The organism is Flavobacterium sp. J27 (assembly GCF_004303025.1).
In the GTDB taxonomy this organism is placed as follows: domain Bacteria; phylum Bacteroidota; class Bacteroidia; order Flavobacteriales; family Flavobacteriaceae; genus Flavobacterium.
Genome location: NZ_PJQW01000017.1, coordinates 48,458 through 59,793 on the forward strand (window position 1 = coordinate 48,458; position 11,336 = coordinate 59,793).

Annotated in this window: 13 protein-coding genes; 4 read left to right on the forward strand and 9 right to left on the reverse strand. The window is 30.7% G+C overall.

Annotated features, from left to right (window positions below; genetic code table 11):
- Positions 1-2 precede the first annotated feature (2 nt).
- The 6 genes from CX675_RS18355 to CX675_RS18380 all read right to left on the reverse strand — a co-directional run bounded on the left by CX675_RS18355 (position 3) and on the right by CX675_RS18380 (position 6,370).
- On the reverse strand, positions 3-704 hold the full coding sequence (locus tag CX675_RS18355) for a hypothetical protein (protein ID WP_130736712.1): 702 nt from the start codon (positions 702-704) through the stop codon (positions 3-5).
- Between the two features lie 97 nt (positions 705-801).
- On the reverse strand, positions 802-2,631 hold the full coding sequence (locus CX675_RS18360; protein ID WP_130736713.1) for an ABC transporter ATP-binding protein: 1,830 nt from the start codon (positions 2,629-2,631) through the stop codon (positions 802-804).
- Positions 2,631-4,358 (reverse strand): phospho-sugar mutase, encoded by a 1,728-nt coding sequence (locus tag CX675_RS18365; RefSeq protein ID WP_130736714.1) that lies wholly within the window; start codon positions 4,356-4,358, stop codon positions 2,631-2,633. The genes CX675_RS18360 and CX675_RS18365 overlap by 1 nt, the downstream gene beginning before the upstream one ends.
- A gap of 21 nt (positions 4,359-4,379) precedes the next feature.
- Complete coding sequence (locus CX675_RS18370; protein ID WP_130736715.1) at positions 4,380-4,886, reverse strand: hypothetical protein; 507 nt, start codon at positions 4,884-4,886, stop codon at positions 4,380-4,382.
- Positions 4,886-5,839, reverse strand: coding sequence for a glycosyltransferase family 2 protein (locus CX675_RS18375; protein WP_130736716.1), 954 nt, complete (start codon positions 5,837-5,839; stop codon positions 4,886-4,888). Before CX675_RS18375 ends, CX675_RS18370 begins: the two co-directional genes overlap by 1 nt.
- Positions 5,840-6,370 (reverse strand): DUF4199 domain-containing protein, encoded by a 531-nt coding sequence (locus CX675_RS18380; RefSeq protein ID WP_130736717.1) that lies wholly within the window; start codon positions 6,368-6,370, stop codon positions 5,840-5,842. It abuts the gene before it with no gap.
- A gap of 232 nt (positions 6,371-6,602) precedes the next feature.
- Between CX675_RS18380 and CX675_RS18385 the strand changes: the two genes are divergently transcribed.
- From CX675_RS18385 to CX675_RS18395, 3 genes are all read left to right on the forward strand, one after another.
- Positions 6,603-6,857 (forward strand): type B 50S ribosomal protein L31, encoded by a 255-nt coding sequence (locus tag CX675_RS18385; protein WP_130736718.1) that lies wholly within the window; start codon positions 6,603-6,605, stop codon positions 6,855-6,857.
- A 135-nt stretch (positions 6,858-6,992) separates the two neighbouring features.
- Entirely contained in the window at positions 6,993-8,168 is a 1,176-nt protein-coding gene (locus CX675_RS18390) for a GlmU family protein (RefSeq protein WP_130736719.1), read from the forward strand.
- A gap of 2 nt (positions 8,169-8,170) precedes the next feature.
- Complete coding sequence (locus tag CX675_RS18395; protein WP_130736720.1) at positions 8,171-8,425, forward strand: hypothetical protein; 255 nt, start codon at positions 8,171-8,173, stop codon at positions 8,423-8,425.
- Positions 8,426-8,532: 107 nt separating this feature from the next.
- On the opposite strand, the gene CX675_RS18400 is transcribed toward CX675_RS18395, so the two are convergent.
- The 3 genes from CX675_RS18400 to CX675_RS18410 all read right to left on the reverse strand — a co-directional run bounded on the left by CX675_RS18400 (position 8,533) and on the right by CX675_RS18410 (position 9,735).
- Positions 8,533-8,799 carry a hypothetical protein gene (locus CX675_RS18400; RefSeq protein ID WP_130736721.1) on the reverse strand — a complete coding sequence of 89 codons (267 nt, stop codon included), beginning with the start codon at positions 8,797-8,799 and terminating at the stop codon, positions 8,533-8,535.
- Between the two features lie 10 nt (positions 8,800-8,809).
- Positions 8,810-9,082: a hypothetical protein gene (locus tag CX675_RS18405; RefSeq protein WP_130736722.1), complete on the reverse strand. Its 273-nt coding sequence runs from the start codon at positions 9,080-9,082 to the stop codon at positions 8,810-8,812.
- A 164-nt stretch (positions 9,083-9,246) separates the two neighbouring features.
- Complete coding sequence (locus tag CX675_RS18410; protein WP_130736723.1) at positions 9,247-9,735, reverse strand: pyridoxamine 5'-phosphate oxidase family protein; 489 nt, start codon at positions 9,733-9,735, stop codon at positions 9,247-9,249.
- A gap of 189 nt (positions 9,736-9,924) precedes the next feature.
- Here CX675_RS18410 and mtaB point away from each other — a divergent pair, with 189 nt between their 5' ends.
- Complete coding sequence (mtaB, locus tag CX675_RS18415) at positions 9,925-11,253, forward strand: tRNA (N(6)-L-threonylcarbamoyladenosine(37)-C(2))-methylthiotransferase MtaB (protein ID WP_130736724.1); 1,329 nt, start codon at positions 9,925-9,927, stop codon at positions 11,251-11,253.
- Positions 11,254-11,336: the final 83 nt, after the last annotated feature.

Consider the following 11,336-nt stretch of genomic DNA (forward strand, 5'->3'; position numbering starts at 1 on the left):
TTTTAAATTAAGATATCGCTCTCTAAATCTGATTTTTCAATGGCAATTTCGTATCCTAATTTTTTTACCATTTGAACGACTAAGTTTTTATACCAATTTTCACTTTTTGGATGAATGTAAATTTTTTCAATTAACTCATTAATAATAACCTCTATTTTTAAACCATCGTTAATCGAAATTTTAGCATGACTTACATCAGAAATTACTCTAATTTCCCGCTCGTATTGAAAACTTTTACGCTTGAATAAAAAAGGAAAAAAGGTATCCTCAAAAGGAATGTATTCTTTTTTGTAGTCTATATAATTTACTTCTCCTATAAATTGTTGAAAATGTTTTTCTACCTCTAACGCTTTTTTTAATCTTCCAATCGTAGATTGAATGGCTAAGCCTTCGTTGTTTTTTGTAAAAATTTGCCACATAGCAAACGATTCGTATTCATTAGCATGCCAACTACTTACTACGACTTTCTCACGATGCGATTTATAGTAATCTAAAAACTTCGGATTGTTTGCTGCAATTTTTTTAATTTCTTCAAAAGTAGGTTCTGAAAAAGTACCTTCATATTGATCTTCAAATTTATCAGATCGAGACATGAACAATTTTTGGGATAACAACATGTCTAAAAACTTGGATAAATCCAAATATTTCCAAATAATTACTTGATCATTATTGGTTAACTTAATATCTGCACTCGTTACATACATACTTTAAAAACAAGACTCTCAAAAGTAATGATTTTTGAAATATATTTTTAAGTATTTAACTTTTCAATTCGCTGTAAATTAAATTTATGGATGAAATCTATTCAAAAGACTGCATCAATACAAGTTTAGCATACATACCATCTTTGGCTAAAAGTTCGGTATGAGTACCTTGTTCTACAATTTGTCCTTTTTGCATTACCACAATAGTATCTGCTTTTTGAATTGTCGATAAACGGTGTGCAATAACTACAGAAGTTCTATTTTGCATCATGTTTTCTAAGGCAATTTGTACTAATTTTTCGCTTTCTGTATCTAAGGCTGAGGTAGCTTCGTCTAAAATCATAATAGGAGGGTTTTTTATAACCGCTCTAGCAATTGATAAGCGCTGCTTTTGTCCGCCCGATAAATTACTTCCAGATTCTCCAATATTTGTGTTAATTCCATCTGGTAAATCTTTAACAAATTCATAGGCATTGGCAATCTTTAAAGCAGTAATGAGCTCCTCTTCAGTAGCTTCTGGTTTTCCAATTAATAAGTTGTTTTTAATCGTGTCATTAAATAGAATAGAATCTTGGGTTACTAAACCTATTAAATCGCGTAACGAATGCATGTTCCAGTCTCGTACATCTACACCATCAATTTGAATATTACCTTCCTGAATATCATAAAAACGAGTCAGTAAATTGGCAATAGTACTTTTTCCACTTCCAGATTGGCCCACAAGAGCAACGGTTTTCCCTTTTGGAATATGCAATGAGAAATTGTTTAATACAGGTTCATCTTGGTAAGCAAAACTGATGTTTTGAATTTCGATTCCGATATCGAAAGTGTTTTTTTCAAATGCTCCGTCTTTATTGGTTAAGTTATTTTCTTGTTCCATTAAAATAAACACTCTTTCTGCCGCTGCCAAACCCGTTTTTACTTGATAAAAAGATTTTGAAATGGCCTTTGCAGGTGTTAAAATAGTGTAAGCTAAAGCAATGTAACCAATAAAAGAAGTACTGTCTAATGATTCTTCAACTAATACTAAATGTCCTCCGTATAATAATAAAGCAGCAATCGTTACAATGCCTAAAAATTCACTTAAAGGAGACGCTAAATTGTTTTTATTAAAGATACTGGTATTTAATCTTAATAAACGCCATAAAGATCCTGTAAATCTTTTGACGAAAGCATCTTCTGCATTATAACTTTTAACCACTTTAAGTCCCGTTAAGGTTTCGTCTAAAATGGAAATGAAAACGCCTTGTTCTTGCTGTACTTTAAGTGATTTCGATTTTAAATTTTTTCCAATTCTTGAAATAATTAATCCAGAAATAGGAATAAATATGAATACGAAAAGCGTTAGTTTGGCACTAATTAATAACATGGCTACTATTGAAAAAAGGATTGTTAAAGGTTCTCTAACAATTAATTCCAAAATTTGAAAGAAAGAAGCTTGTACTTCAGAAACATCTCCTAGCATACGAGCCATAATATCACCTTTTCTAGTATTTGAATAATGAGAAATAGGTAAGTGGATAATTTTATGGTATAATTTTTCTCTTAAATCTTTTAAAACGCCCAAGCGTAAAATAGTAATTTGATAAGAGGCTAAGTAGTTGAATAAATTCTTAAACAAGGCGGTTACAATTACTATTGAAACCACTAATAATAAGGAATATTCTAAGCCTCTTTCTTCGGAAATAGCTGTTAAATAATACCCTAAATAATCTTGGCAATAATTTTTTAAACTGCCTATACCTTTAAACTCAGGCTTTACTAATACCGTTTCTGATTGTTTGAATAATACATCTAATGTAGGGATTAAACTAACCATTAAAATGGTTGAGAAAAAGGCGTAACAGGTATTGAATATAATGTTTAAAACTGCATTTTTCTTGTATTTTAAAGCAAAAGGAATTATTTTTTTTAAATTTTCATCCATTAGATAAGATTCATTTCTGTTATAATATTTTTAATTTTTTGATCTAAAAATGCTTCTGTATTATTATAGGCTTCAATTGATTCTAAGATAGTATTGACACTAAAATAAAATTTAATTTTAGGTTCAGTACCACTTGGTCGTGCACATATTTTAGTTCCATCTTCTAAATAATAAATCAATACATTCGATTTAGGAATGGTAATCTCATAGGTTTCATTACTCATTAAATCTAATGCTTTCGAACTTTGGTAATCTTCAATGCAAACCACACGTTGCCCGTTAATTTCTTTCAAAGGATTTTCACGTAAATCAATCATCATTTGTTTAATTTCATGAGCGCCTTCAATTCCTTTTTTAGTAATAGAAATAAGGTATTCTTTATAAAAGCCATAATCTAAAGACAAGTTTATTAATTCTTTAAATATAGAACTTCCAGCAGCTTTTGCTTGTGCAGCAATTTCACAAACGAGTAAAATGGCAGCAACAGCATCTTTATCTCTTACGGCATCACCTACCATATATCCAAAACTCTCTTCACCACCTCCAATAAATTGCTGGTTTGGAAAATCTTTGATAAATTTAGCAATCCATTTAAACCCAGTTAAACCTACTTTGCATTCTACCCCATATTCAGAAGCTAATTCTAGCATCATTGGAGTCGATACAATAGTCGAGCCAATAAACTCATTTCCTGTAATCTTGTCAGCTCTTTTCCATTGTTCTAACAAAAAGGCAGTCATAATAACCATGGTTTGGTTTCCGTTCAACAACTTTAAATTACCTTCTAAATCACGAACAGCCACTCCTAAACGGTCACTATCAGGATCGGTTCCTACAACAATATCAGCATTAATTTTATCTGCTAAAGCCATTGCCATAGTTAGCGCTTCTGGTTCTTCAGGATTTGGAGATTTTACGGTTGGAAAATTACCATCTGGAACCGCTTGTTCCGCTACAATATTAACATCTGTATAGCCCGCTTTTTCTAACACATTTGGAATTGCTTTAATAGAGGTGCCATGTAAAGATGTATATACAATTTTTAATTGGTCTTTGGCCGTTTGTGGTGTGTTAAAACTTGCATTTTCAAGAGTAGATTGGCAAAATGCTTCGTCAATTTCTTGATCAATATATTCAATTAACGATTCGTTTGCTTCAAAAAGAACATCGCTATATTGTAGGTTTTCAATGATATCAATAATTTCACCATCTTGAGGAGGAACTAGTTGACCCCCATCTTGCCAATACACTTTATAACCGTTATATTCTGGTGGATTATGAGAAGCTGTTAAAACAATTCCTGCATGACAGTTTAAATAACGTACAGTAAAAGATAATTCGGGAGTAGGTCTTAAGTCAGAGAATAAATAGACCTGAATTCCATTTGCAGAGAAAACATCTGCCACCACTTTAGCGAGTGTGTTGCTATTATGACGACAATCATAGGCAATCGCTACTTTAAGCGCTTCACCTGCAAAAACTTTCTTAAGGTAATTACTTAAGCCTTGTGTGTTTTTTCCTAAGGTATATTTGTTAATTCTATTGGTGCCTACTCCCATTACACCACGCATACCACCGGTACCAAATTCTAAATTTTTATAAAACGAATCCTCTAACTCTTTAGGAGCACTAGTCATCATTGTTTCAATTTCTTCTTTTGTTTTGGTGTCAAATGTAGGCGTTAACCATTCATTTGCTTTGTCTAGAATTTGTTTGTCGATATGCATATTATATGTTTTTAGAATGTTTTAAAAACAATTTTTACTTAACTGTCTTATTTGGTTTGCAACGTTAAACTTTAAATCATAAAGTATTTCGGAGTAATTATCTTTTGTAAAAACTGACGCTACTGTATTGTTAAAATTAAATGGCAATATGCCAATAGAATTAAATTTTGAATTGCCTTCAGCGTGTATAAAATTAAAAAACCTGAAGTAAACTTTATTGTTTTGAACAGTGATCAAATAATCATGAGAAATCTTTCCAGCTAATATTTCGGTATTGTTTATATAATAAGTATATTCATAATTACCCTTCAAAAAAATCCTTTCTCTATCTGTTATATAGTTTGTCATACTCTCTAAAAAATCATTTTCACTAATACAATCTGCTATTTCTGTTTTATTTTTAGAAGAATCAAAAATAACTTCATAAGTAATTTCTAAATTATTAGTATGGTCACTACCTGTTTTAATTTGGGCACTAATACTATTAAAAATTAATAAAAGAGATAGTAGTAATAAATACTTCTTCATTACGCTATTATTTTTGAAATTTTATATCGTTCTTCGTTGTTTTTAGTTCTCAAAATGATTTCTCCTAAGAAGCCTGCTAAAAACAATTGAGTTCCTATAATCATAGTGGTTAACGCAATGTAAAACCAAGGGTTGTTCGTTATTAAAATAGTAGGTTCGTGATGGTATAATTTCCATAGTTTCATAAAACCAATACTACCTGCTGCTACAAAACCAATGAAAAACATAAACACGCCTAACGCACCAAATAAGTGCATAGGACGTTTCCCAAATTTAGACAAAAACCAAATAGTAATCAAGTCTAAAAAGCCATTAATAAAGCGACTTATACCGAATTTAGAGCTACCATATTTTCGGGCTTGATGAATCACTACTTTTTCACCAATTTTTGAATATCCTGCATTTTTAGCTAAAACTGGAATATAGCGATGCATTTCCCCGGAAACTTCAATGTTTTTAATGACTTCGTTTTTATATGCTTTTAAACCACAATTAAAATCATTTAATTTTACTCCTGATGTTTTTCTAGCAGCCCAGTTGAATAATTTAGAAGGAATGTTCTTAAAAAGCACCGAATCATAACGTTTCTTTTTCCATCCAGAAATTAAATCAAATCCCTCTTTACAAATCAAATTATATAATTCTGGGATTTCATCCGGACTATCTTGTAAATCGGCATCCATAGTAATAATAACATCACCTTGAGCTTTAGCAAAACCAGCATGTAAAGCCTGACTTTTGCCATAATTTTTTAAAAACCGAATACCTTTTACATTTGTATTCTCTTTTGAAAGCTGTTCAATAGTTGCCCAAGAAGCATCGGTACTTCCGTCGTCTATAAACAATATTTCATAAGAAAAGTTATGACTAGTCATAACTTTTACAATCCAATTATGTAATTCAGGTAACGATTCTTGTTCGTTTAATAAAGGAATAACTATGGATAGATTCATTTAGAATTGTTCTTTTGGTTTTCTCTTAAATATTGCAGCTAATATTAATCCAAAAAAGGTAGAGCCTAATAAACTCCAAATAATACCTTTTAATTGTTCTGCAATACCAAATTGATTATAATTTTCTAATTTTTCAACAGTTTCTTTAATAGAATTAGTTGGTGCTCCAAATTTCTTCATCATGGCAACCGTATTTTCGATATTTAAATCTTTTACTTGTTGAGCCACTTCAGTATCTATATAATTAAAGAAAATGATATTAAAAACCACTCCTATTGCAATACCTATTAAGGCTGAAATTATATAAGTAAGAAAAGCATCTTTAAATGCAATAACATCATTTAATTCTTTTCTAGTGTTTATCAATAAAAAACACCCAACGATAAAATAAATCAATAAGATCGATATTCCATACCACCATTTTACAAGAAGGCCTAAATCTGTTACATAGGGGATTATTATCGATAAAATTCCAATTACACCTGAAATAATTCCAAATTTAATTCCGTTTTTTTTAATAATTTCGTTCATGGTTTGTTAGTTTTAATAGTTTACAAATATAGAAATAATAAAGTTTCTCCTTATTAGTGTAAAAAAATAAAAAAAAGTTACACCTATGCTTGTGAATTAAAAATTTAGTGTAAATTTGCACTCTCAAATTAAAAGATTATAAACGAAAAGGTTATAAAGTGTTTACACCTTTTTTAATAAAATAAAGAAGCCGCGAAGCAATTTATAATCACAAATAAAAAGATTTATCAAGATGAAAAAAGGAATTCACCCAGAGAATTACAGATTAGTAGCTTTCAAAGATATGTCAAATGAAGATGTATTTATTACTAAATCTACAGTAGAAACAAAAGAAACAATTGAGCACGAAGGAGTAGAGTATCCAGTATTTAAAATGGAGATTTCTAGAACATCTCACCCTTTTTACACAGGTAAATCGAAACTTATTGATACAGCAGGACGTATTGATAAATTCAAAAGCAAATATGCTAAATTCGATAAAAAATAATCGAAATTTATCTGAATATAAAAAACCTTCCTTTTCGGAAGGTTTTTTTATGAAAATAATTTAAAACATGTAACTTTGGCTTACGTTGAAAAAGCTCTCGTTTTTGAAACGTTTCAATCTTTAAATTTATTTAAAATGAACTACATACTTTTTGACGGGACCGTTCGCAATGCTTTGCTTCCATTTACTTTTACTAGGCCTGTAGCCGATATTAGAGTAGGCATTTTAACTATTAGAGAAAAGTGGGAAAAATACCTAGGTTATACCACTACAACATTAACGGAAGAGTATTTGATGGAAAAATTTCCAATGGTTGAGATGGAAGCAAATGTTATGATTAATGCTTCGTTTTTTCCAAATGAAATTGTAGTGGAGATGATTACAAATTTGGAACCCAATCAAGCCATTATTTCTGGAGAAGAAATCATTGCATTTTATTCTAATGATACTCAAGAAGAAGTAGATTTTGACGATTACGAATTGATTGACTATGATGAAGAAATTCTTCGAATAGAAAATACTTGGGATATATTTTCAAAAAATGATGAAGCAATACGCGAGGATTTTCAATTACTTACAGAAGACAGGCATTCACAACCGATTCCAAAAAGTGTAAATGTGATTGCACCAGAAAATATTTTTATTGAAGAAGGTGCAAAATTAGAGTTTGTTACCTTAAATGCGTCTACAGGACCTATTTATATTGGTAAAAATGCTGAGGTTATGGAAGGTTCTGTAATTAGAGGTCCTTTTGCATTATGTGAATTTGCTCAAGTAAAAATGAGTGCTAAAATATATGGAGCCACTACGGTTGGTCCTCATTGTAAAGTAGGAGGAGAGGTTAATAATTCGGTGTTGTTTGGGTATTCCAATAAAGGACATGATGGATTTTTAGGGAATTCGGTTTTAGGTGAATGGTGCAATATAGGTGCTGATACCAATACATCCAACTTAAAAAATAATTATGAAGAAGTGCGCTTATGGAGTTATGAAACGGAAAGTTTTGCTAGAACAGGCTTACAATTTTGTGGATTAATGATGGGCGATCATAGCAAGTGTGGTATTGATACCATGTTTAACACAGGTACAGTAGTTGGTGTTTCTGCCAATATCTTTGGAAGCGGATTTCCAAGAAACTTTGTGCCCAGCTTTTCATGGGGTGGCGCATCTGGATTTACTACTTACCTCACCAAAAAAGCTTTTGAAGTAGCTAAAGTGGTAATGCAACGTAGACAAGTTGAATTTTCTGAACAAGATGCGAAAATATTAGAACATGTTTTCGAAGAAACTAAAAAATATAGAAAAGAATAGTTATGTTTTTGGGATTATTTTTAATTTATTGGTTAGGTAAGCGTTTTTACACACTTGCTGAAAAATACAATCAAAACAAATGGTTGTTTGCAATTTTAGGTGTAATTACCTATTATTTCGGTCAGTTTGTGTATGGAATAATCTTAGTTATTATATCTGAATTTTTTTATTTAGATATAGATATCGATAATGTTGTGTACAGTCTTATTGGAATTCCAATAGGAGCTTTATTTTGTTATGCGTTTTATTTTTTTTAGAAAAACATTGGAAATCAAAAAAAGTAGAGCCTATTGAAAATATTGATGACATTGGAAAAGATATTGATGAAATAGGGGTATAATTCCTCATGCATTATAAAATTAGTTTAACCCAAATTAAAATAACAAGCTATCCCCAAATAGAGTAAAGTGGCAAATATAAGAGTCAATAGTAATGGGATAAGAATATTATTTCTTCTTTGCCTTTGGATTTTTTTTCTAATTTCTGCTAATAATTCTGGAGAAGCTTCTTTTTCTTTTAATGCCTTTCTATAAGAAGTTTGCAAATTTTTCCATTTATTGCGATCGTGTTTTTTAAGTAGGTTTCTATTGTTTTTCAGAATTGTAGCTGGTGAACCATAATATCCTCCCATAATAGATAATTTATAAAAAATAATTTAAAACAGTTAATACAATTACGATAGAACCAACAATACTAACTGTAAGTATAATTTTCTTTTTTTGAATGGCTTTGTGTTCTTCTTGTAATCGCTGTCTAATTGCTTCTAATTGTTCAGGTGTTGCTTTTTTTGGGTCAAAAAATTCACTAGTATTGTTAGATGTAGTATTTACAAATTTTTCTAATCTAGAAGTTTTACTTCTTCGATTATTTTTTAAACTAGTATTGGCACTCATTATAGAACCTGCTGCGCTCATAATTCTGTTTTTTACATTTTATAATTGTACGGTTAAAGAAGGGAAATTGTTACAAATGAATGAGATTATTTTTAGTAGAGTATTCTTTAATAAAATGAAAGAGAAGTAAATCTTGGAGTAGATTACTTCTCTTTTGGATATATAGAGATCAATAATTTTCTAAATTAAATTTTAATTTTTCCTTCTACACCATCTTTATTATCTGTTTTCTTACCAGTAAGAATAGAAGAGACAAAATACATCATGGATACAAATTTTCCAGCTTTGGTATCCCAATAATATACATCTCTTGGTTCTACTCGAATGATGCTTACATTTGGATCTTCTTTACCATCAAACCAAGTATTCGCTGCAACAGACCATTTATCTTTAATAGTAGCTTTGTCATCATAAAGGAAGGCATTGCCTAAAATAGAAAGGTATTCATAATCGCCATTATTCATAAAATATAATTGTACTTGGTTGTTACGGTCAATTTCCATGTTTTTATTACTTTCTTTACTGCTTATAAACCATAAATTCCCTTCTTCATCACACTCTTGTAGACTCATTGGTCTAGCGTTAAAAGGTGGTTTTGTGTTTAAATTGGTTACAAACATACAAGTTCCAGCTTTTTCTGAAAGCTCTTTTAATTTTTCTATAGCATCTTTAATTTTTCTATAGCATCTTTACTAAATAAGTTTTCCTTAGACATAACGTTTTGATTTTTTATTACTTCAAATTTCTGAATAACCAACTAAAATTGTCTTACAGAATTATGTATAAATTTTATATAATTATAAAAATAATGTAAATTTGCACCCTCAATTTTTTGACAACGATTTCATTAATTGAGCTGATATATGGAAAATAAAAAGAAAGTGGCCTTTTATACTTTAGGCTGTAAATTAAATTTCTCCGAAACCTCTACTATAGCGAGAAGTTTTCAAGAAGAAGGTTTTGAACGTGTTGATTTTGAAGAAGTAGCAGATATGTATGTTATTAATACGTGTTCGGTTACTGAAAATGCAGATAAACAATTCAAGCAAATCGTAAAAAAAGCATTAAAATTAAATGAAAATGCTTTTGTTGCTGCAGTAGGTTGCTACGCGCAGTTAAAACCAGAAGAGTTAGCTGCAGTAGATGGTGTAGATTTAGTTCTTGGCGCTACTGAAAAATTTAAAATTACCGATTATATTCATGATTTGTCTAAAAACGACATGGGAGAAGTACATTCTTGTGAAATTGAAGATGCCGATTTTTATGTAGGAAGTTATTCTATCGGTGATCGAACCCGTGCTTTTTTAAAAGTACAAGACGGTTGTGATTATAAATGTACCTATTGTACCATTCCATTAGCAAGAGGAATTTCTAGGAGTGATACTATGGAAGGCGTTATAAAAAATGCCAAAGAAATTGCTGCCAAAGGGATTAAAGAAATTGTCTTAACTGGAGTGAATATTGGAGATTACGGAAAAGGAGAATTTGGGAACAAAAAACACGAACATACTTTTTTAGATTTAGTAACCGAATTAGACCGTGTAGAAGGTATTGAACGTTTGCGAATTTCTTCCATTGAACCGAATTTGTTAAAAAATGAAACCATCGATTTAGTTTCAAAATCCAGAGCGTTTGTGCCTCATTTTCATATCCCATTACAGTCTGGAAGTAACGACATTCTTAAAAAAATGAAACGTCGTTATTTGAGAGAATTGTATGTAGATAGAGTCAATAAAATTCGTGAAGTAATGCCTCATGCTTGTATTGGTGTAGATGTAATTGTAGGTTTTCCTGGAGAAACAGACGAGCATTTTTTAGAAACCTATCATTTTTTAAATGACTTAGATATTTCGTATTTGCACGTTTTTACGTATTCGGAAAGAGATAATACAGAAGCTGCAACCATGGAAGGTGTTGTGCCAAAAAATGTGCGTGCAAAAAGAAGTAAAATGCTACGAGGATTATCGGTTAAAAAGCGAAGAGCGTTTTATGAAAGCCAAATTGGAACGCAAAGAACCGTGCTGTTTGAAAGCGAAAATAAAGAGGGTTATATTCATGGTTTTACCGAAAATTATGTAAAAGTGAAAACCCCTTGGAATCCAGCATTTGCAAACACATTGCACGATATCAAGTTAACGCACATCGATGAAGATGGTAGTGTGCGATTAGAGTTTCTAGGAATAGAAGTATAAAGATAGATTTTGAGTCGTCCTAAAATAGATTGACAAGTTTTACAATAAATTAATTAAAACCAGTGAAGCTAGCTTCACTGGTT

Excerpts from the sequence above, each read along its gene's own strand:
- CX675_RS18390 (WP_130736719.1), top strand. The coding sequence starts at position 6,993 with ATGAACTACATACTTTTTGACGGGACCGTTCGCAATGCTTTGCTTCCA.
- CX675_RS18395 (WP_130736720.1), top strand. The coding sequence starts at position 8,171 with ATGTTTTTGGGATTATTTTTAATTTATTGGTTAGGTAAGCGTTTTTAC.
- CX675_RS18380 (WP_130736717.1), bottom strand. The coding sequence starts at position 6,370 with ATGAACGAAATTATTAAAAAAAACGGAATTAAATTTGGAATTATTTCA.
- CX675_RS18355 (WP_130736712.1), bottom strand. The coding sequence starts at position 704 with ATGTATGTAACGAGTGCAGATATTAAGTTAACCAATAATGATCAAGTA.
- CX675_RS18385 (WP_130736718.1), top strand. The coding sequence starts at position 6,603 with ATGAAAAAAGGAATTCACCCAGAGAATTACAGATTAGTAGCTTTCAAA.
- CX675_RS18360 (WP_130736713.1), bottom strand. The coding sequence starts at position 2,631 with ATGGATGAAAATTTAAAAAAAATAATTCCTTTTGCTTTAAAATACAAG.
- mtaB (WP_130736724.1), top strand. The coding sequence starts at position 9,925 with ATGGAAAATAAAAAGAAAGTGGCCTTTTATACTTTAGGCTGTAAATTA.
- CX675_RS18370 (WP_130736715.1), bottom strand. The coding sequence starts at position 4,886 with ATGAAGAAGTATTTATTACTACTATCTCTTTTATTAATTTTTAATAGT.
- CX675_RS18405 (WP_130736722.1), bottom strand. The coding sequence starts at position 9,082 with ATGAGCGCAGCAGGTTCTATAATGAGTGCCAATACTAGTTTAAAAAAT.
- CX675_RS18400 (WP_130736721.1), bottom strand. The coding sequence starts at position 8,799 with ATGGGAGGATATTATGGTTCACCAGCTACAATTCTGAAAAACAATAGA.
- CX675_RS18375 (WP_130736716.1), bottom strand. The coding sequence starts at position 5,839 with ATGAATCTATCCATAGTTATTCCTTTATTAAACGAACAAGAATCGTTA.
- CX675_RS18365 (WP_130736714.1), bottom strand. The coding sequence starts at position 4,358 with ATGCATATCGACAAACAAATTCTAGACAAAGCAAATGAATGGTTAACG.